The organism is Diaphorobacter caeni, from assembly GCF_015354245.1.
In the GTDB taxonomy this organism is placed as follows: Bacteria; Pseudomonadota; Gammaproteobacteria; order Burkholderiales; family Burkholderiaceae_C; genus Diaphorobacter_A; species Diaphorobacter_A caeni.
In genome coordinates this window covers 88,208-107,458 of record NZ_JADKYZ010000004.1, presented here as the reverse complement: position 1 = coordinate 107,458, position 19,251 = coordinate 88,208, and the positions used below count along the sequence as shown (strand labels likewise).

General features: G+C 65.3%; 17 protein-coding genes. 4 read left to right on the top strand and 13 right to left on the bottom strand.

Translation table 11 applies throughout. The features are described from left to right. Nucleotides 1–41: 41 nt before the first annotated feature. The 3 genes from ISG32_RS11390 to ISG32_RS11380 are packed head-to-tail and all read right to left on the bottom strand — an operon-like array spanning nt 42 to nt 2,495. The gene (locus tag ISG32_RS11390; protein WP_194771140.1) at nt 42–833 is read right to left on the bottom strand and encodes an SPOR domain-containing protein; all 792 of its coding nucleotides are present in this window, start codon (nt 831–833) and stop codon (nt 42–44) included. Between the two features lie 52 nt (nt 834–885). Further along, entirely contained in the window at nt 886–1,782 is an 897-nt protein-coding gene (locus ISG32_RS11385; protein ID WP_194771139.1) for a biotin--[acetyl-CoA-carboxylase] ligase, read from the bottom strand. Continuing rightward, nucleotides 1,779–2,495 carry an SET domain-containing protein gene (locus tag ISG32_RS11380; protein ID WP_194771138.1) on the bottom strand — a complete coding sequence of 239 codons (717 nt, stop codon included), beginning with the start codon at nt 2,493–2,495 and terminating at the stop codon, nt 1,779–1,781. Before ISG32_RS11380 ends, ISG32_RS11385 begins: the two co-directional genes overlap by 4 nt. A 97-nt stretch (nt 2,496–2,592) precedes the next feature. On the opposite strand from ISG32_RS11380, the gene ISG32_RS11375 reads away from it, so the two are divergent. Further along, nucleotides 2,593–5,508 carry a DNA topoisomerase III gene (locus ISG32_RS11375; RefSeq protein ID WP_194771137.1) on the top strand — a complete coding sequence of 972 codons (2,916 nt, stop codon included), beginning with the start codon at nt 2,593–2,595 and terminating at the stop codon, nt 5,506–5,508. Nucleotides 5,509–5,758: 250 nt separating this feature from the next. Then, nucleotides 5,759–7,270, top strand: a complete 1,512-nt coding sequence (locus ISG32_RS11370) for a tryptophan halogenase family protein (protein WP_194771136.1) — start codon at nt 5,759–5,761, stop codon at nt 7,268–7,270. Nucleotides 7,271–7,410: 140 nt separating this feature from the next. On the opposite strand, the gene ISG32_RS11365 is transcribed toward ISG32_RS11370, so the two are convergent. The 7 genes from ISG32_RS11365 to ISG32_RS11335 all read right to left on the bottom strand — a co-directional run bounded on the left by ISG32_RS11365 (nt 7,411) and on the right by ISG32_RS11335 (nt 14,900). Further along, entirely contained in the window at nt 7,411–8,040 is a 630-nt protein-coding gene (locus ISG32_RS11365; protein ID WP_194771135.1) for a LysE family translocator, read from the bottom strand. A 183-nt stretch (nt 8,041–8,223) separates the two neighbouring features. After that, nucleotides 8,224–9,306 carry an IPTL-CTERM sorting domain-containing protein gene (locus ISG32_RS11360; RefSeq protein ID WP_194771134.1) on the bottom strand — a complete coding sequence of 361 codons (1,083 nt, stop codon included), beginning with the start codon at nt 9,304–9,306 and terminating at the stop codon, nt 8,224–8,226. Nucleotides 9,307–9,556: 250 nt separating this feature from the next. Further along, on the bottom strand, nt 9,557–11,038 hold the full coding sequence (locus ISG32_RS11355; RefSeq protein WP_228529752.1) for an efflux transporter outer membrane subunit: 1,482 nt from the start codon (nt 11,036–11,038) through the stop codon (nt 9,557–9,559). A 5-nt stretch (nt 11,039–11,043) separates the two neighbouring features. After that, nucleotides 11,044–12,012 (bottom strand): efflux RND transporter periplasmic adaptor subunit, encoded by a 969-nt coding sequence (locus tag ISG32_RS11350; RefSeq protein WP_194771132.1) that lies wholly within the window; start codon nt 12,010–12,012, stop codon nt 11,044–11,046. Between the two features lie 30 nt (nt 12,013–12,042). Continuing rightward, nucleotides 12,043–12,249, bottom strand: coding sequence for a DUF1656 domain-containing protein (locus tag ISG32_RS11345; protein ID WP_194771131.1), 207 nt, complete (start codon nt 12,247–12,249; stop codon nt 12,043–12,045). Beyond that, on the bottom strand, nt 12,246–14,351 hold the full coding sequence (locus ISG32_RS11340) for an FUSC family protein (RefSeq protein ID WP_194771484.1): 2,106 nt from the start codon (nt 14,349–14,351) through the stop codon (nt 12,246–12,248). Before ISG32_RS11340 ends, ISG32_RS11345 begins: the two co-directional genes overlap by 4 nt. Nucleotides 14,352–14,384: 33 nt before the next feature. Then, nucleotides 14,385–14,900, bottom strand: coding sequence for a MarR family winged helix-turn-helix transcriptional regulator (locus ISG32_RS11335; RefSeq protein ID WP_194771130.1), 516 nt, complete (start codon nt 14,898–14,900; stop codon nt 14,385–14,387). Between the two features lie 163 nt (nt 14,901–15,063). On the opposite strand from ISG32_RS11335, the gene ISG32_RS11330 reads away from it, so the two are divergent. Further along, a complete protein-coding gene (locus ISG32_RS11330) occupies nt 15,064–15,246 on the top strand; it encodes a hypothetical protein (protein WP_194771525.1) in 183 nt (60 codons plus the stop codon). A 92-nt stretch (nt 15,247–15,338) separates the two neighbouring features. Here the strand turns inward: ISG32_RS11330 and ISG32_RS11325 are convergent, their stop codons facing one another. From ISG32_RS11325 to ISG32_RS11315, 3 genes are all read right to left on the bottom strand, one after another. After that, nucleotides 15,339–16,061 (bottom strand): DUF6348 family protein, encoded by a 723-nt coding sequence (locus ISG32_RS11325; protein WP_194771129.1) that lies wholly within the window; start codon nt 16,059–16,061, stop codon nt 15,339–15,341. 146 nt (nt 16,062–16,207) lie between these two features. Then, nucleotides 16,208–17,131 (bottom strand): NAD(P)-dependent oxidoreductase, encoded by a 924-nt coding sequence (locus ISG32_RS11320; RefSeq protein ID WP_228529790.1) that lies wholly within the window; start codon nt 17,129–17,131, stop codon nt 16,208–16,210. Beyond that, the gene (locus ISG32_RS11315; protein ID WP_194771127.1) at nt 17,128–18,579 is read right to left on the bottom strand and encodes an aldehyde dehydrogenase; all 1,452 of its coding nucleotides are present in this window, start codon (nt 18,577–18,579) and stop codon (nt 17,128–17,130) included. Before ISG32_RS11315 ends, ISG32_RS11320 begins: the two co-directional genes overlap by 4 nt. Before the next feature lie 227 nt (nt 18,580–18,806). On the opposite strand from ISG32_RS11315, the gene ISG32_RS11310 reads away from it, so the two are divergent. Then, nucleotides 18,807–19,193, top strand: coding sequence for a VOC family protein (locus ISG32_RS11310; RefSeq protein WP_194771126.1), 387 nt, complete (start codon nt 18,807–18,809; stop codon nt 19,191–19,193). The last annotated feature ends 58 nt before the right edge of the window (nt 19,194–19,251 follow it).

Below are 19,251 nucleotides of genomic sequence, written 5' to 3'. Positions count from 1 at the left end.
TTGATTGATGTCGCGCGAGTGTAGCAACCGGCTCAGGCGCTTCAAGCGCCGCAGTGCTTGAGCGGCTTGCCCAGCAGCGCCGTGCGCAGCTGGCCTTCGGCCTTGGCGCGCAGGGCGTCGTCGGCGGTGGGCAGGCGCAGGGTGTAGACGTTGGTCTCCTTGCGCTCGACCACCACGCGGGCGGTGCGCACACCCTTGCCGGTGAGCTGGGTGAGGGCGCGCTGGGCAGCCTCGTCGGTCGAAAAACGGCCCAGCGACAGACCGGGCTCGAAGGCCGGGCCGGGGCGGTCGTAGTCGATCTGCAGGTTCTTGAGCTCTGCGCGCTTCTTGGCGACGGCTTCGTCGTCGGGCAGCTTGCCGATGTAGACCATCCAGCGGCCGGGCACCGGCGTGGGGTCGAACTTCCAGCTGTTGGCGGGCAGGGCGCTCTGGGCGGCGATGCGCAGGGTCTGCATCTGCTGCTCGTCGTACGTTCCGGCCTGCAGGCAGACCGTGCGCTGCGGTGCGGCGGGAGGCGGCGTGGGCGCGGAGGCGGCGGCGACCGTTGCGGAGGCGGGGCTGGCCGGGGCGGCGGGTGCGGAAGCTGAAGCGGGCGCGGTGGTCGCCACGGCGGATCCCGCGTCGGAAGCGGGGTTGGATACCGCGGAGGATGGTGCCAGTGCAGCGGCGCTGATGGGCGTCACCTGCATCTTCTGCGGATCGATCTGCTGGTCGAGGCGCTGGGGCTCGGACTGCACGACGGGCCCCCAGCCCATGGTGCGCAGCATGCCCTGGGACCATGCATAGTAGCCCGCGTTGGCGAGCAGCAGAACGATGACGGCGATGCGCAGCATGATGAGGAGACCCCTTCCCTTGTCTGTGTTTTTGGTGTCGTGGACGCGCGGATTATGTGGACTGGCCCGGCAGCGGCTGACCGACCGGGCGCACGCTGATGTCGCCGCTCGTGACGGCCTGCAGTCCGGCGGCGGTGTCAATCAGCAGCGTGCCGTCGTCCGTCACGCCGCTGGCCGTGCCGCTCGTGCCGTCGCTCAGATGCACCTGACGCCCGCGCAGCAGATCGCGTTCGGCAAAGCGAGGCTTGAATGGCGCAAAGCCGGTGCGGGCGAAGGCCTTGAGCGTTTTGATCAGCGGCGGGACGATGGTGAGCAGCGCCTCGGGCGCGCTCCAGCGCGGGTCGATGTCGGTGAGGCAGGCGGGCTGCGTGGTCATGCCGTCTCCGGGGCGTGCCAGCACGTTCAGGCCGATGCCGACCACCACGTAGCGCAGCGCGGTGTCGTTCTCTGCCGCCATCGTGCCCGGCGCGGCCATGAAGCTTGCGGTCTCGACGAGGATGCCGCCGAACTTGCGGTCGCCCGACAGCCACAGATCGTTGGGCCACTTGAGGCCCACGCGCGGCACGCCGCTTTCCTTGCGCGGAATCGCGGGCTGAAGGCTGTCCGCCACGCTCACGCCCACGGCCAGCGACAGGCCCGACCATTCCTTGGGACGGAGCGGCAGGCCGAGCGACATCATCAGCGATGAAGGGCCCTGCTCCTGCGCGTGCGCGTGTGCGGTCTCCTGGCTCTGCCAGGGGCGTCCCAGACGGCCGCGTCCGGCGGTCTGCTCCTCGGTCACCAGCAGGACGGGGTCGCAGCGGCCCGCGCGGGCGCGGCGCATGAGCTCGGTGTTGGTCGAGTCGATGGAGGGCAGGACCTCCACGCTGAAATCGGGCACATCGGCCACCACGGCCTGCCAGATGGCCTCCGAGGGCCAGTGGATGGGGGAACGGCCTGCGGCGGTCACTTCTTGCTGCCCTTGGCTTTCTGAGGCTTCTTGTCTTTGTTCTTTTCGGGCTTCTTGGTCGCTGGCGTCTGCGACTTCTTCTCCAGCTTCCTGACGGCCTTCTTTTCCGGTTTCTTCTCCGGCTTCTTTTCGGATTTAGCTATCTTTTTTGATTCGGATTTGCTGTCTGCAGTGGCTTTTTCGGATTTTTTCTTCTTCTTGACCGGCTCCATCCCCTTGGGCGCCCAGCCGCGCTTGGGGGCCAGCAGCGTGCCCCGGCAGTCTTCACTGCCACACCAGCAGGGATATTCGGCTTTGAGTTTCGGGGTATAACGCTCCTCGATAATCAGTCCGTAGTCGTAATTGAGCTCTTCGCCCGCATGGATATTGCGCAGGGCCGTGATGAAGATCCGGCCTTCGATCTCATCTGCAAAACAGTTGGGATCGCAGCTGTGGTTGATCCAGCGCGCGGAGTTTCCGCCATGCTTCGCGTCGATGACGCGGTCTTCGTCCACATGGAAATAGAACGTATGGTTGGGCTGCTTGGGGTCGTGCGGATGCCGATCCTGCGCCTCCTGCCAGCCAATGACCTCACCCACGTATTCGATGAGAACCTCGCCCTCGGCAATGTCCTGCAACGCGAACACTCCCTTGCCATGCACGCCCGAGCGGCGTGTCTGGATGCGGCGGCCTGGCGGGATGGTCGGGATATTGGAGGGTGCGTTTCGGGCCATGGCTGAAAACTCTGTTAGTTTGAATATGTACACATGCGTGCGCGTGCGCGCGCATGAAGCCGAATTGTAGAAGCGCCGTAAAGGCCAACCCACACAAATGAATAAAACGCTGGTCATTGCAGAGAAACCGTCGGTTGCACAAGACATCGTGCGTGCCCTCACGCCCGTTGCCGGCAAGTTCGACAAACACGAGGATCATTTCGAGAACGAGCGCTACGTCGTGACGAGCGCGGTCGGTCACCTGGTCGAGATCCAGGCGCCCGAGCAGTTCGACGTCAAGCGCGGCAAGTGGAGCTTCGCGCACCTGCCGGTGATTCCGCCGTTCTTCGATCTGAAGCCGGTCGACAAGACCAAGACGCGCCTGAACGCCGTGGTCAAGCAGGCCAAGCGCAAGGACGTCACCGAACTCATCAACGCCTGTGACGCGGGCCGCGAAGGGGAGCTGATCTTCCGCCTGATCGAGCAGTACGCGGGCGGCGCCAAGGGCGGGCTCGGCAAGCCCGTCAAGCGTCTTTGGCTGCAGAGCATGACGCCGCAGGCGATCCGCGACGGCTTCAACCAGCTGCGCTCCGATCAGCAGATGCAGGGTCTGGCCAGCGCCGCGCGCAGCCGCTCCGAGGCCGACTGGCTGGTCGGCATCAACGGCACGCGTGCGATGACCGCGTTCAACTCCCGCGATGGCGGCTTCTTCCTGACCACCGTGGGCCGGGTGCAGACGCCGACGCTGTCGCTGGTCGTCGAGCGCGAGGAAAAGATCCGCAAGTTCGTGAGCCGCGACTACTGGGAAGTGCACGCCGGCTTTGCCGCCGAGGCGGGCGAGTATCTGGGCAAGTGGTTCGACACCAAGTGGAAGAAGTCGGACGATCCCGAAGCCAAGGCCGACCGCCTGTGGAACCACAAGGACGCGGTCGCCATCGCCGAGGCGGTGCGCGGCAAGCCCGCCACCGTCACCGAGGAGTCCAAGCCCACCACGCAGGCATCGCCGCTGCTGTTCGATCTGACCAGCCTGCAGCGTGAGGCCAACGGCAAGTTCGGCTTCTCGGCCAAGACGACGCTCGCGCTCGCGCAGAGCCTCTATGAGCGCCACAAGGCGCTGACCTATCCGCGTACCGATTCGCGCGCGCTGCCCGAGGACTATCTGCCCGTGGCGCGCGAGACCTTCGGCATGCTGGCCACGAGCGGCATGCGCCATCTCGCGCCGTTCGCCAAGCAGGCGCTGGACGACAACTACGTGCGTCCGAGCAAGCGCATCTTCGACAACAGCAAGGTGTCGGATCACTTCGCCATCATCCCGACCACGCAGGCACCCAGTGGCCTGTCGGAAGCCGAGCAGAAGCTGTACGACCTGGTCGTGCGCCGCTTCATGGCCGTGTTCTTCCCGAGCGCCGAGTACCAGGTCACCACGCGCATCAGCCAGGTCGTGGGCCACCACTTCAAGACCGAGGGCAAGGTGCTGGTCAAGCCGGGATGGCTGGCGATCTACGGCAAGGAAGCGGCCAACGAGGTCGAAGGCGGCAAGGAAGGCGACAAGGGACAGCCGCTGGTCGCCGTGAAGCCCGGCGAGACTCCGCGCACGGATCACGCCGACGCCAAGGGCCTCAAGACCAAGCCGCCCGCCCGCTATTCGGAAGCCACGCTGCTGGGCGCGATGGAAAGCGCGGGCAAGCAGATCGACGACGACGAACTGCGCGAAGCCATGCAGGAAAAGGGCCTGGGAACGCCAGCCACGCGCGCGGCGATCATCGAAGGGCTGATCACCGAAAAGTACATGCTGCGCGAAGGCCGCGAGCTGATTCCGACCGCCAAGGCGTTCCAGCTCATGACGCTGCTGCGCGGCCTCGGAGTGGAGGAACTCTCGCGCGCCGACTTGACCGGTGAGTGGGAGTACAAGCTCTCGCAGATGGAAAAGGGCCAGCTCTCGCGCGAAGCCTTCATGCAGCAGATCCAGGCCATGACGGAAAAGCTCGTCAAAAAGGCCAAGGAGTACGACCGCGACACCATCCCCGGCGACTACGCGACGCTGGAAACGCCATGCCCCAACTGCGGCGGCGTGGTCAAGGAAAACTACCGCCGTTTTGCCTGCACCGGCAAGGCCGGCGGCGGCAGCGAAGGCTGCGGTTTCTCGTTCACCAAGTCGCCCGCAGGCCGCACGTTTGAAACGCAGGAAGCCGAAACGCTGGTGCGTGATCGCCGCATCGGCCCGCTGGAGGGGTTCCGCTCCAAGGCCGGCTGGCCGTTCACCGCGGAAGTCGCCATCGTGCGCGACGAGGAGAACAACAACTACAAGCTCGAGTTCGACTTCGGCGACGACAAGGCCGATGAGGATTCGGGCGAGATCATCGACTTCTCCGCGCAGGAAAGCCTCGGCAAATGCCCGGTCTGCGGCGCGCCGGTCTACGAGCATGGCGCCAACTACGTCTGCAGCAAGTCCGTGCCCACGCAGGCGCAGCCCACGCCGAGCTGCAAGTTCAAGAGCGGCAAGATCATCCTGCAGCAGCCCATCGAACGTGCGCAGATGACCAAGCTGCTCGAGACCGGCAAGACCGATCTGCTCGACAAGTTCGTGAGCATGCGTACGCGCCGCGCGTTCAAGGCCTTCCTGGTCTGGGATGCGGCCGAAGGCAAGGTGAACTTCGAGTTCGAAAAGCGCGACTCCAAGTTCCCGCCACGCAAGACGGCGGCAGGCTCGGCGGCTGCAGCCAAGAAGGCCCCGGCCGCCAAGAAGACGGCTGCCGCGAAGAAAGCCCCCGCAGCCAAGAAATCAGCCACCAAGAAGGCCCCTGCCGCAGGCACCTTGAAGCCCAGCACCGAACTCGCCGCCGTCATCGGCGACGGCCCGGTGTCGCGCCCCGAGGTCGTCAAGAAGCTCTGGGACTACATCAAGGCCCACAACCTGCAGGACCCGGCGGACAAGCGCTCGGTGGTGGCCGATGCCAAGCTGCTTCCCGTGTTCGGCAAGGACAAGGTGAGCATGTTCGAGATCGCGGGCATCGTGGGCAAGCATGTGAGCTGATCGCTTTTTAAGCGCACGGACAGCACCGTCTCAAGCCGCAGCGGTTCCGTTGACGAACGGGCCGCTGCGGCTTTTGATTTTTTGCGCGGCTTGCGTTGCATTCGCGTGCATTGCTGTGTGATCAATCGCAATTCCCGGCTTGCTGAATATGAGCCGGCGCATGCACGCATGATTAATCAATGAATCGCCCCGAAAGCCTGATGTAGAGTGGATTTCACACATACATCAGCTTGCATAGAGGGAGGTCGAAGTGCTCAATTTGAGAGGCGCGAAACGCGTCGTTGTTCTGGGAGGCGGTACGGCGGGATGGTTTGCCGCCTTGTCGCTCCGAAAGATTTTCAGCGCGGCGGTGGAGATCCGCGTGATCGAGTCGTCGCAGATCGGCGTGGTCGGCGTGGGCGAGGGGGGCTTGCTGAATCTGCAGGCGGCGCTGCAGTCCATCGACATCGACGCCGACGATTTCGTGCGCGAGACCGGCGCGACCTACAAGTGGGGCTTCAGCTACGAGGGCTGGCGCACGGGGGAAAAGAATGACCGCTACTTTCACCCGTTCGCGTCTGCCGAGGGAGCGGCGTCGAAGTGGGAGAAGAACGGCGGCTTTCCGCTGATCTCGGCGATGATCCACAACGGCATCGAGATGCCCGACTATCTGCGCGGCATGGATCTGATCCGGGGCAACGCGAGCCAGCGGGAGGCGAAACAGGCGCTCGAAGACGGGCAGGTCGACATCATCAGTTCGTTCCATTTCGACAGCTACAAGATCGCGGATTTCTTCAGGAAGACCGCGCTGTCGCGCAACATCGTGCACCAGGACGCCATCGTCGACGATGTGCAGACGAACGAGCCGGGCCGCGTCGTGGCGCTCGTCACGCGCGACGGCGAGCGCATCGAGCTCGATTTCGTGATCGATGCGAGCGGGCTGTCGCGCAAGATCATGGGCAAGGTGGTGCCGAGCCGCTGGCACTCATTCAGCGAGCATCTGCTGATGGATCGCGCGATACCGTTCTACATGCCGCACCCTGAAAAGAACCCCGGTCTGGTGAGTCGCGCCATTGCGCTGTCCTCGGGCTGGATGTGGCAGATTCCGCTGGTCGACCGCGTGGGCGCGGGCTATGTCTACAGCAGCAGGCACATCTCGGACGAGGATGCGGCGACCGAAATACAGAGCCACCTGGGCTTTGCCGTCAAGCCGCAGCGCGTCATCCGTTTCGAGCCAGGCTGCTACGAGCAGGTCTGGGTCGGCAACGTGCTGAGCGTGGGGCTGGCATCGGGCTTTGTGGAGCCGCTGGAAGCGACTTCCATCGGCCAGATGGTCGAGAGCGTCCGCAACTTCGTGCGCGTGCTCACGCAGAGCCAGGGCATCGTCTCGGACAGCGCCGTGCGCGAGTTCAACATGTCGAACCATCAGTCGTGGATCGAGGTGCGCGACTTTCTGCGCATGCATTACGACTGCCCGCGCCGCGACACCGCGTTCTGGCGCGATGTGGCTGCGACGCCCCTGCCCGACGCCTACCGCGCGCTCAAGGAATGCATGCAACTGCGCGCGCCGCGTTTGCTCGATCTGGAGGGCTACACGCTGCACGGCAGGCGCGGCATCTTCCACGTGATCAACTGGATGTTCGTCGCCACGGGCTTGGGCCTGATCCCGCGCGACGCCGTGAGAACCGAGCTGATGGCGTTGCCGAACGAAGGCAAGCAGGCCGTCGGCGAATTTCTCGCGTGGCTGCAGCAACGAAAGGCGACAGCCACAGCAGCAGCCTGAAACAGCAATGCATTCGGGGTTGAGAGCAGCGGCCAACGCAGCAAGCACCCGCCGCGATCAACCCCCTGTCTCGGTGCCTCAAAACGCCCCGCCCATCGAAGCCCAAAGCTTCGTGCAGTCGAGTTCACGCGCTCAATGAATCAAGCGTGCAGCCAGGCCTTGTGGACTACGTCGTAGAGGATGGAGGCGGAGAAGAAGCACAGAACGAGGGATGCGCCGCGCAGCATCACTCCCGACGAAATCAACGGCACCCGTCCGCTGCCGCTGCGCGCTATCTGCCCGAGCATGCACCAGCCGATGGACACCGGAATCATCGTCAGCGCGAACGTGCCCATCGCCGGGAAATACATCGAAGTGTCGAGAAACACCGCAGGCGGCATGACGAACGAGGCGAACAGAAACGCCTTGGGGTTGAGCAGTGTGGTCACGAACACATGGCGGCTGGTGATGCTGGTTTCGGGCGTGAGGCTTTTCTCGAACTTCCAGATCTTGAGCGACAGGTACGCGATGTAGCAGGCTGCGCCGAGCTTGAGCACGGTGGCGATCCAGGCCTGGTCCTGCAGCAGCTTGAGCAGCAGAAAGCCCCAGCAGCTGATCGACAGCAGATAGGCCACGAGTTCCGCGGCCACCAGCACCAGCGAACGCGTGAAGCCGCGCGCCACGCCGGAGGAAAACAGCAGCGTGTTGGTGGGGCCGGGCATCGCGAGAATCAGCGCGGATACCGAGGCGATGTAGAGAAAGTTCGCGGTGGTGAACATGGGGTCGGACAAGGAGCTCGCGGCAGACGCGTGCCGCGATGACCGCCGGATTGTAGGGGATGGTTCATGGCATGCGTCATCGCCCGCGTCATCGCAGTGCACGGCAGCGCGCCGTTGTGGCCCCAATGTGATTCACATTAAAAAGGAGGACCGGCAGCCGTGGGCCGCCGATCCTCCTCGCGTTCTCTGAATCGATCAGCCGCGGCGACGCAGGCGCAGTGCGGCGACACCGGCGGTCAGCAGGCCCAGCAGCATCACGCCCCATTGGCTGAGTGTCGGCACCGACGTGGTGGCGGTTGGCGGCACGGCGGTGATAGGTGGCGTGGCCACGGCCTTGAAGCTGGCGGTGACCGTGCAGTCGGCCGTCACGGCAGCGGTGGTGTAGGTGGTGCCGCTCAGGGCGCCACCGCAGCCGGTGACGGTGTCGATCTCGAAGCCGGTGGCGGGAGTGTATGCGACGGCCAGCGTGTCGTTTTCATCCACTGCCTGCACCACGCCTGCAGCCGGAACGCTGCTGCCGTCGGCGCCGGTGTCGATGGTCACGTTGAAGGTGGGCGGTGCCATCTCGAAGTTGCTGGTGACGGAAGTGACAGAACCCGTGATAACCACGTTGTCCGCAGCGCCCACGAATGCGCCGCTCCAGCCACCGGAGCCGAAGCCGATTTCCACTGCGCGCACGATCAGACCCTGGTAGGCCGGGTCGCTGGCAAGGCTGGCGAAGCTGCCCGAGAATGGGGCGGCCTGGTTAGTTTTTGTGGTGCGCACCGTACCGTTCAGCACGTCGGCCGTGGCCCATGTGCCATTGGTCACGGTGACGCCGTTGATCGAAGGCTCCCACAGCACTGTGACCAAGTGCGTGTCGGTGTTGGGCGCGAACAGGAACAGACGCATGATCGGCGTGTTGTCCGCAGAGTCCGCGACACGCATGTAGTCGAACGAAGCGGCGGTGATACTCGACAACGGGCCGAAGCCGTTCTGTGTAGGTGGGTAGTAGGCGACGCCTGCCTTGGCGCTGGCGTCACCGTTGGAGGCCAGCTTGAGCGAGCCGTTGCCGCTGCGTGGGTAGTCCCCAGTGACTTCGGCGGTGCCGCCCGCTCGCAGGTCGATCTGGCCCCATTGGTTGTTGAAGTCATCGGTGGTGTTGTACAGGCCGTCCCCGCCTGTGGACCAGTTGAAGGGCCCTGCGGCGACGACGTCGGCCGGGTAGACATTGGCTGCACTTGCATTGAACGCGAAGGCCAGCGCCGCGCCGGCAATCATCGAAATCTTGAATCCCATTTGCTATTTCTCTCGCTAGTCGGTCACTTGTAAAAAAGTGCAAAGAGAATGGCGATTGCGCAGAACAAAGTCATCCAAGTTGACAAAACCGTGTCACTTTCCAATATATGGAACGATTGTCAACGGGAGTGCGAGTGCTTGCTATGCTGCATTGCATTGCGCCGCAAGCAGGGGTCCTGAGGGTGGATTCGTCATTGTCAATTGCCCCCTGGAATCAGTGCGAATTGAAGGGCAGCACGCACCGCGCGAATCATGGCCCCCATCCGCCTCCCAGTGCGAGGAACAACGCCAGTTGGTCGTCCGAGAGACTGGCCTGCGAGATGGCCAGCGCCGAGTCGGCGTTGACCAGCACACGCTCCGCATCGAGCGTGTCGAGGTAGCCCGTCTTGCCGTTGGCGTAGAGGCGGCGGGTCTCTTCGGCCACCTTGGCGCTTTGTGCACGCGCGGCTTGCAGGCGGGCGTTGCGGTCGAGCTCGCGGGCGTAGTTGTTCAAGGCGATCTCGGTTTCGCGCAGCGCATTGAGCACGGTGCCGTCGAATCTGGCGAGTGCGCCCCTCGCGCTTGCTTCGGCCTGCGCGATGCGCGCGTGCGCTGTGCCATTCACCGGAATGCTCCACGAGATCAGCGGGCCGAGGCTCCAGCTGAAGGTGTCGCCACGCCCGAATCCCGTCATGTGACCGGCGGACGCGGCCGACAGCCCGAGAGAAATTTTGGGATACAGATCGGCGGTCGCCACGCCGATTTGCGCGGTGGCTTGCGCGAGCTGGCGTTCGGCCTGGCGGATGTCCGGGCGGCGGCGCAGCAGCGCCTGGCCGTCGCCGACGGGAATCGTGCCGACCACCTGCGGCGCTCCACTGCATTGCTGCACCTCGCGCGGAAAGTTCTGTGGTTGCTCGCCCGTCAGTGTGGCGAGCTGGAACAGCGCGTTTTGCCTTGCAGCATGCAGCGGCGGCAATTCGGCCTTCAGTTGCTCGACCTGCGCGTGCGCGCGCTGCGCATCGATCGAGCCGACCTTGCCCGCGTCGTGCAGACGTTGCGAGATGTCGGCGGACTGTGTCTGCAGCGCGATGGAATGCTGCATCACATCGAGCCGCAATCCGGCGTTGCACGCGGCGGCATAGGCGCGGGCCGTGCCTGCCGCGACATTCACCCGCGCAAGATCGACGGCTGCCTGCGCGGCATCGGTGCCCGCCTGTGCGGATTCGATGGAGCGCCGGATCTGGCCGAACAGATCGAGCTGGTAGGCGATGGCGCCGTTGGTCGAGTAACTGAAGGCATTGGCCGGCACATGGCCCGGCGACAGCACGGACAGTCCCGACACGTGGCCGTAGCTCGGGCTTGCGCCCACGTTCACGCTGGGGCGCGCGCTGCCTGCGATTTCCTGCTCGACGGCCTGCACGCGTTCGAGGTTGGCGAGCGCCTGGCGCAGATCGGTGTTGTGCTCGAGCGCTTTGGCGATCAACGCGTTCAGTTCGTCATTGCGGTAGAGCTGCCACCAGTGATCGGGCAGGGGCGCGCTGCTGACGCGTCGGTCGCTTTCCTGCGCAAGCGTTGCGTCCTGCGTGCCCGCGAACGGTTGATCGGCCCGAACCTGCAAGGCGATGGCTTGACTGGGCACGGCATAGTCGGGGCCGACGGGCTTGGTGCCGCAAGCGGCCAGAGCGGCCAGTGCGACGGCGCACAGCGAGGCGTTCAGAACGCGTCGGCCGGCGAGGGTTTCTTCTTGCCGCATGGCGCTCATCCCTTGTTGTGCTGCAGGTTACCGGCGCTGGTCTGCTGTGCATCGCCGCGCCGCTGCGGCACGACTTCCACCGTCACGGTCTGGCCCGCGACGAGCTTGACGTCGTCGGGCAGCGGATCGAGCTTCACGCGCACCGGCACGCGCTGCGCGAGGCGCACCCAGTTGAACGTCGGGTTCACCGTGGGCAGCAGGTTGGCGCTGGTCGCGCGGTCGCGGTCGGCGATGCCCGCGACGATGCTCTCCACCGTGCCCTCGAGCGGCTTGCCCGCGCCCATGGGCGTGACCTTCACGCGGTCGCCGACGTGGATGCGCGCGAGCTTGGTTTCTTCGAAATAGCCTTCGACGTAGAACGATTTCGAATCGACCAGCGCCATCGCGGGATGACCGGCGGTGGCGTAGCTGCCGCGGCGCAGATCGAGGTTGGTGACGAAGGCGTCGGACGGCGCGACGATGCGCGCGCGGGCGAGGTTCAGCCGCGCCGTGTCCAGCGTGACCTGTGCCTGCGCGAGCGCGGCGTTGGCCTGCTCGACCTTGGTGCGCGTCTGCTCGCGCACTTCCTGCGAGATCAGGTTGTCGAGGCTTGCGTTGCGCGCGTCCTCGCGTTTGGCCTGCGCGAGCGCGATCTTCTGCGACGCGACGGCCGCTTCGGCCTGGCGCAGCGAAAGCGCATAGCGTGCCTGATCCACTTCGAACAGCAGCTGTCCGGCCTGCACGCGCTGGTTGTCCTGCACGGCGACCTCGGTGACGAGGCCAGAGACATCGGGCGCTATCTGCACGACGTTGGCGCGCACGCGGCCATCGCGCGTCCACGGCGCGAGCTCGTAGTGGTCCCACAGCTGGAAGGCGGCGACGACGGCGGCGGCGCTCACCGCAAGCGTGATGCCGACCGGAATCGTGCGCGTGGCGATGCGCTGCAAAAGGCCGGGCTTGTGGGCAGCTGGAGCGGGGGTGTTCTTGTCAGTCATGTTGTTCTCTTTTTTTCTGAAATGCAGTGTTCATTGCAGCAGCGCGCTCAGGCGCGAAAGTCCCCAGAGCAGCAGCACATAGAGCCCGATGTCGAACAGCGCCGGGTGCCAGATGCGACGGTACAGCCCGGCGGCCGCGAGCACGCGCTGCACGCCCAGCAGCACGATGAGCGCAAGCAGCGCCAGCGGCATGAGCCAGGGCAGATAGAGGCCATAGAAAGATGCTTCGCCGATCATGATGCGGAGGCCGCTTGCGCGGCGCTGGTGGAGGTCAGGGCAGCAGGAGCGGCCGGAAAGAGGTTGCGGCGCAGACCGACGAGCGCGGTCACTGCGGCGCGCCACTGGGGCTGCGATTCGGGGCGCGTCGCGGCGTAGTCCAGCACCTGGTCGATGTGCGTGAGGAGGGCGGGCGGCAGCTCGGTGTCGGACAGGCCTGCGCTGCGGCGCTCGAAGAACTGGCCGATGTCGCGAAGCAGGCCGGCGACGCGCGCCGACTCCATCGGGATGTTCTGGCGCTGCAGCGACGCGAGGTCTGCACCCACGCGCAGATCGCGCAGCGCCTGGTCTTTGGCCACGCCGTCGATCTGGCCTCCGGCCTGCGCGATGCGCGGCGCAAGCAGGCCTATGCGATCGAGCATGCGCACCGCGTAAGCGTCGAGCTGGCGCGCGCTGGCGCCGGGCTGCGCGAGTTCGGCAAGTTCGCGCCAGTTCGCGCGCTGAATGCGCCGCGCCGCCCAGGCCACGCCCACGCTGCGCACCAGCGCGGTCACCACGGCGGCGGTGACGATGCCCACGATCTGCCCGATCATCGAGTTCACGAAGGTGATGAGATCGACGGCTCCGGTGTCGTACATGGCAAGCGTGCCGAAGAAGCCGCCGAGCAGAATGCCCATCGCCGCCATCATGTTCTGTGGTCGCGCCATGTAGCAGCCCAGCACCAGACACACGGGCGCGCAGACCGCGATCAGCATGCCGAAGTCCTGCACGTTGGGCAGCAGGACCAGCACGTAGAAGACCGACAGCGGCATCGAGCACAGCACGTATTTGAGAAAGCTTCTGATCGCCGGAACCGGGTTGTCCATGGTGGCGAAGAAGCAGCAGAAGACGGCGGCCATCATGGTGGCGGCCGAGCCCGCAGGCCAGCCGGTGAGGATCCAGAACGCGCTGCACAGGCAGATCGCGAGCACGGCCGCAAAGCTTGACAGCGCTGCCATGCCGTGGTCCAGGTGCAGCGCGCGGTGGCTCAGGTTGCCCAGGCGCCGTGACGCGACGGGCGCGCCGCCGATGCCCGCGTCGATGTCGTGGCGCAGTCGCACGCAGGCGTCCCACGCGTCGACGAGTTCGGTGAGCCGCGTCGCCAGTGCCACGCGCAGCAGGCGTGACCAGTGGTTGGACTGCTCGCTCCAGCGCTGCATCGCGAAGCCGTGGATCTCGGCGCGCAGATCGGCCAGCTGCCGGGCGCGGTCGGGGGCGAGCCGCTGGAAGTCCTGCGCATCTAGCCAGTCGCGGATGCGCGCCAGCATGGCCACCACGTCGGGCGCGAGCGCGCCTTCCGCCTGTTCCAGCGCGACGAGCCGGTCCTCCACCGCCGAGACCGTGGGCATCAGCGAGGCGATGTGGTCCTGCATGGTGCTCACGGCACCGGCGGTCCAGCGCAGATTGGTGGTGTCGAACGGAATGTGCGTGGACAAAAGGCGCAGCTGCGTGATGTCGCCCGCGACCTTGCTGCGGTCGCTCGCGAGGGCCGATTTCGGATCGGGCGCATCGGTGACCAGCAGATCCTGGATCCAGTGCCGCGTGTGCTTCATCGCGCCGTCGAGCAGGCCCAGCACGGCGGGCGCGAGGCCCTTGGGAAACACGATGCTGTGCACGAGCGTCGCGCACAGAATGCCGACGATGATTTCCTCGACGCGCAGCGTGGCGTTGTCAAACAGCGTCTGAGGCGCCTCGACGTTGGGAAACCCGATCATCGCGGCCGTGTAGCCCGCGAGCATGAACACATAGGACGCGGGTGAACGATCGAGCAGCGAGATGTAGAGACAGCCGCCCACCCAGAGCGCGAGCGCCAGCGTCAGCAGCTCGGGGGTGTTGGCGAGCGATGGCAGGATCAGCAGCGTGGCCGTGCAGCCGACGATGGTGCCGAGCACGCGGTACACCGCCTTGGAGCGCACCGTGCCCGCGAGCGGACTGGCGACCACGTACGAGGTCATCATCGCCCAGAACGGACGCGACAGGCCCAGGCGGCTCGCCACATACAGCGAGAGCACGGCGGAGGCCAGGCACTTGGCCGAGAAGAGCATTTCCGCCCGCGTGAAGCGCGGCAAGGTGGGGAGTTTCATCATCGGAGGGATCAGCCGTTGTCCGTTCCGCAGTCAGCGCGCCGCGTTCTTCAAGGGCGCCACATCCGGCGTAACGCGGCCCATGCGGTCTTCGAGCGCGGAGAACACCCGCAGACAAGCCTCGACATCCGCATCGGACGCGCCCCGGAACAGCTCGTGGCGCAGCGTCTTGAGAGCGGCCTCGATCTGGTGGGTGAGCTCGCGGCCCTGGTGCGTGAGATGCAGGGTCTTGGCGCGCCCGTCGACGGGGTCGTCGCGTCGCTCGATCAGGCCCGCGTCTTCCAGATAGTCCAGCGGCCGCGTGAGCGACGGTGCCTTGATACCGAGAATGTCGGCGATCACGCCTTGACGTAGGCCGTCGCCATAGCGCGAGACCGCCAACAGCGGCCAGGTCGACGCCTCCGAGAGACCGAGATGCGCGACCGCCTTGTTGGCGATCGGCACATAGCGCGCATTGCAGAAGCCCATGCTGCGGGTGAGCTTGAGCAGCGCATCCTCCCGCGGGAGACCGGCATAGGCGTTGGGAGCGGTGGGATCTGGAGTTGTCATTTTAGTTAGGCGGCTTATTAATTTCAGTATATCTGCTTGTCCAAATATTTGCAGAGGGTAGGAATTGGCCGGGATTCAATGCCGTGCGCAGGGATTCATGGGCGATGGGCGGGACGGGTGGTGGGTAACATGGGGCTCGACGCTGAAAAAGGAGTGTTCACGCATGCGATTCCGATTCTTCTCGTGCCGCGTCGCGGCGCTCGTCATCGCGTTGGGGGCTGCGGGCATGTTCGCGGGCTGCACGGCCACCGGTTCGTCCGCCAGGAGCCCGGGCTCACAGGCGGGCGACAGCAGTGGCGTGACGGTGTTCGGCACCGTCGATGCCGGAGTGGGTGGCGTCAAGTGAGCGCCACCGGCTGCGGGAAGAACGAGTGCGGTCGAGATCGATGCTGAAGCAGGCGATCCGTCCTCCCCGCGCCCGGATGGGGTCAGGCGCGTTCATTCGAGCACGCGCGGCGCGTTGCGGATGACGATGTATTGCTTGCGGTACTCCATGCCTGCGTCGGGCCAGAGTTCGGCATAGGCGCACAGCAGTGCGACGGCCGCGGAGAAATGGTGGCCATTCACCCGGCAGTCGGCTTCGCACAGGCCGTCGGGATCGCGTGAGGCATAGAGGCGCACGCCCAGAAAGTCGTGGCTCTGCAGCAGCCCGCCGAAGGCCGCCATGCTGTTGGTGAACAGGCAGCAGGGGCAGAATGGGTGCTCCTCGGCGCGGCGCGACGCGTGCTGCTGGTAGTGCGCCATCGGCCCGAGCAGCACTTCGCGCCGGGTCGTCCCGTGCACGCCTTTGCCGGCGTACCCCAGCTCGATGATTGAACAGTGCACAGGCGAAGGGCTGCAGGCGTCGATCAGCGCGACCAGATCCATGTCCACCCACGCGGCGAAGCCACGGCCGAGCGCGTCGAGCCGCGAGCGGCCCTGGGCGTGCTGGTATTCGAACAGCGGATTGGGAAAGAGCGTGGGGTGGCTCGCCTCGATCACGGTCGTGGAGTGGAAGCGCTCCTTGGAGACCTGCTCGCAGGCCATCAGAAAAGGCTCGAGTCGCAGGCCGTTGGCGAGTGTGACGGACCGGCCCGCATCCGTCACCTGAAACTCCAAACGTCGGGAGCGCAGGGTCTTTTGCAACACCTGCTGCGGAAAGAGCGGGGCCGAGGGTTCCATGGCGTGCCTGCCGATGACTGTATGAAATTCAGTCTATGGTAGGCACGCGATTGCGACAAAACGCAACTGAATTTGCGAGCAAATGCAACTTCAAATAGACCCACAAAAGCCGTTAGTGCAGCCAGTGTGGATCGACTGTCGCGCAATCAGGATTTCTTTGTCATCAATGTGCTGATGACGGGGTGGTAATTCTCACCTGCGCCGTCTGCAATCGCCTGATTGAACCATGCATCGACGACTCGCGCGCCGCGCGCATCGACGCCGGTTTCATCGGCCAATTGCAGCGCATAGTGCAAATCTTTCTGCGCGTATTTGACGGAAAACGCACGCTCGGGAAACTCGCCGGGCAGCACCGCCTTCATGCCGTGGTTGCGCAGCGCGAAGCTGTCGGCAGAGCCTTGGGTCAGCGTCTCGAACAGCACCTTGGGATCGACGCCCGCGCGCTCACCGATATTCTTGGCCTCGCTGATCGCGACCACGTTTTCGAACAGCATCATGTTGTTGAGAATCTTGAGCACCTGGCCGCAGCCCACCGGGCCGCACAGCGCGATGTCGGAGGCGAAGGTGGCGATCAGCGGCTGCACCTGCGCGAACAGTTCGGGCGTGGCGCCGACGAAGACCGCCAGCGTGCCGGCCTCGGCGGCCGCGCGGGTGCGGGCCACGGGGGCGTCGACAAGATGGGCGCCGCGTGCCTCGAACTCCTTGGCCAGCGCGCGCGTGGTGTTGACGGCGGATGTGCTGAGGTCGATCACGATCTGTCCCGACCGCGCATTCGCGAGCAGGCCGTTGGCCTCGCGGCTCAGCTTGTCGACGACTTCGCCCGAGGGCAGGGAGAGGAAGACGACGTCGCACTGCTGCATGACTTCGGCGGGCGTCGCGACGGCCTTCACCTGATCGGCCGCGAGACGCGCCAGCGGCTCCTTGGACAGGTCGAACGCCAGCACCGGAGCGCCCGATTTGCGCGCGAGGTTGCGGCAGATCGGCTCGCCCATCACGCCCAGACCGATGAAGCCGATGTGTTGTGGATTGCTCATTTCAGAATTCCTTTTGTCGTGTTTCTTCTCGCTCAGCCGAGCTGGCCCATGCCGAAGTAAATGCCCTTGGGCTGCTGATACAGGCGCATGCCGGAGATGCCCTTTTCGCGTCCGATGCCGCTGTCCTTGAAGCCGCCGAACGGCGTGGCGATCGACAGTTGCTTGTAGGTGTTGATCCACACCGTGCCCGCCTCCAGCGCGCGCGCCACGCGCCATGCGCGCTGGTAGTCACGCGTCCACACGCCCGAGGCGAGGCCGAAGCAGGAGTTGTTGGCCTGGGTGATGAGATCGTCCTCGTCGTCGAACGGAATCATGCAGAGCACCGGGCCGAAGATTTCCTGCTGCGCGATGGCCGCGTGGTTGTCGATGCCGCCTATCAGCGTGGGCAGGTAGTACGCCCCCTTGTCGAGTTGCTTGCCTTCGGGGCGTGCGCCGCCCGCGAGAATGTCGGCGCCCGCAGCGCGCGCCGCCTCGACCATGCCGGCCACCTTGTCGCGGTGCGCGAACGTGGCGAGCGGACCCATCTCGGCACCGGCCGCATCGGGCAGATCGACCTTGAGCGAGCGCGCCACGGCACTCAGCTTGGCGACCACCTCGTCATAGACCTTGCGCTGCACGAACGCGCGCGAGCCCGCCACGCAGGACTGGCCGCTGCCCTCGAAGATGCCGCCCGCGAGCGCCGCCACGGCCGAGTCGATGGGGGCATCGTCGAACACGATGTGCGGCGACTTGCCGCCCAGCTCCAGCGCGACCGGCATGAGCTTGCGTGCCGCCGTCTCGGCGATGCGGCGACCGCTTTCCGTGCCGCCGGTGAACGACACCAGGCGCACGCGCGGATGCTCCACCAGAGCGGCACCCACCTGCTGGCCGGTGCCGGGCAGCACGTTCAGAATGCCGGCGGGCAGACCCGCCTCCTGCGCGATCTCGGCCAGCAGCAGGCCGGTGGAGGGCGTGATCTCGGAGGGCTTGAGAATCACCGCATTGCCCGCGGCGAGCGCGGGTGCGACCTTCTGCGCTTCCATCGTCATCGGCGAGTTCCACGGCGTGATCGCGGCGATCACGCCATAGGGCTCGTAGACCGACATCGAGAGATAGTCACCACGCGCGGGCGTCACTTCGGAGCCCGTGGTTTCGCAGACCCCCGCGTAGTAGCGGAAGGTGGCGGCCGCGCTCTTGACCTGCACCTGGCACTCGCGCCAGACCTTGCCGTTCTCGATCATCTGCAGCCGCGCCAGCTCCTCGCTGCGCCGTTCCATGCCGTCGGCGATCTTCGACAGAATCGCCGCGCGTGCGGGCGGCAGCATGTTGCGCCACTTCTTGTCGCGCACCGCCTCGTCGGCGATCTTCACCGCCGCATCCGCCGCCTTGGCCCCGGCCGCAGCCACCTCGTAGTTCACCTCGCCCGTGGCCGGATTCACCGACACCAGAGGTGCAACACCCGCATCGCCATCCACGGCCTGTCCGCCGATCCACATCTTTTTCATCGAGCTACCCGTTGTCTAGAGTTGAGTTTGGTCTGTCTGATAGAACTACTGTTCTGTTTGAGCTCAGTCTAAGACAAGGAGGAAAGCGGAGGTATAAGGGTTTTTGCTAGGAAAACCGTCATTCTGTGTATCAGAACGTGGAGTGGCATGTCGCCTGCGCGCAGGATTTCGCCGGCTGGTTCGGCTATTCTTGAAATCCCATTCCATTCAAACTTGAGGAGACGAACGTGTTCAGTCACATCATGGTGGGTGTCAGCGATCTGGAGCGGTCCAGGAAGTTCTACGATGCGCTGCTCGGCGCGCTGGGCATCTCGCCCGGCGTGTCCAACAAGAACCGCTTCTTCTGGCGCGGATCGGGCGGCACGTTCGCGGTGAGCACGCCGATCAACGGCGAGCCGGCGAGCGTCGGCAACGGCAGCACCTTCGGGTTTGCGGCCACGTCCGAGGAACAGGCCAATGCGGCGCATGCGGCGGGTCTGGCAGCGGGCGGCGTAACCTGCGAAGACCCGCCGGGCTATCGCGGTGAAGGCCCCGGGCGTCTGTATCTGGCCTATCTGCGCGATCCCGACGGCAACAAGGTCTGCCTGAACTACCGTCCGCCGAAGAACGCATAACGCTGGCCGCTGAATACCGCAGCGGGAGCACCGACACGCGGCGTGGGCGATACTTTCG

What these genes read in the sequence shown, in the direction of transcription:
- ISG32_RS11325 (WP_194771129.1), bottom strand. Translation starts at nt 16,061, where the DNA reads ATGGAACCCTCGGCCCCGCTCTTTCCGCAGCAGGTGTTGCAAAAGACC.
- ISG32_RS11375 (WP_194771137.1), top strand. Translation starts at nt 2,593, where the DNA reads ATGAATAAAACGCTGGTCATTGCAGAGAAACCGTCGGTTGCACAAGAC.
- ISG32_RS11350 (WP_194771132.1), bottom strand. Translation starts at nt 12,012, where the DNA reads ATGACTGACAAGAACACCCCCGCTCCAGCTGCCCACAAGCCCGGCCTT.
- ISG32_RS11380 (WP_194771138.1), bottom strand. Translation starts at nt 2,495, where the DNA reads ATGGCCCGAAACGCACCCTCCAATATCCCGACCATCCCGCCAGGCCGC.
- ISG32_RS11360 (WP_194771134.1), bottom strand. Translation starts at nt 9,306, where the DNA reads ATGGGATTCAAGATTTCGATGATTGCCGGCGCGGCGCTGGCCTTCGCG.
- ISG32_RS11340 (WP_194771484.1), bottom strand. Translation starts at nt 14,351, where the DNA reads ATGAAACTCCCCACCTTGCCGCGCTTCACGCGGGCGGAAATGCTCTTC.
- ISG32_RS11315 (WP_194771127.1), bottom strand. Translation starts at nt 18,579, where the DNA reads ATGAAAAAGATGTGGATCGGCGGACAGGCCGTGGATGGCGATGCGGGT.
- ISG32_RS11390 (WP_194771140.1), bottom strand. Translation starts at nt 833, where the DNA reads ATGCTGCGCATCGCCGTCATCGTTCTGCTGCTCGCCAACGCGGGCTAC.
- ISG32_RS11335 (WP_194771130.1), bottom strand. Translation starts at nt 14,900, where the DNA reads ATGACAACTCCAGATCCCACCGCTCCCAACGCCTATGCCGGTCTCCCG.
- ISG32_RS11345 (WP_194771131.1), bottom strand. Translation starts at nt 12,249, where the DNA reads ATGATCGGCGAAGCATCTTTCTATGGCCTCTATCTGCCCTGGCTCATG.
- ISG32_RS11330 (WP_194771525.1), top strand. Translation starts at nt 15,064, where the DNA reads ATGCGATTCCGATTCTTCTCGTGCCGCGTCGCGGCGCTCGTCATCGCG.
- ISG32_RS11355 (WP_228529752.1), bottom strand. Translation starts at nt 11,038, where the DNA reads ATGCGGCAAGAAGAAACCCTCGCCGGCCGACGCGTTCTGAACGCCTCG.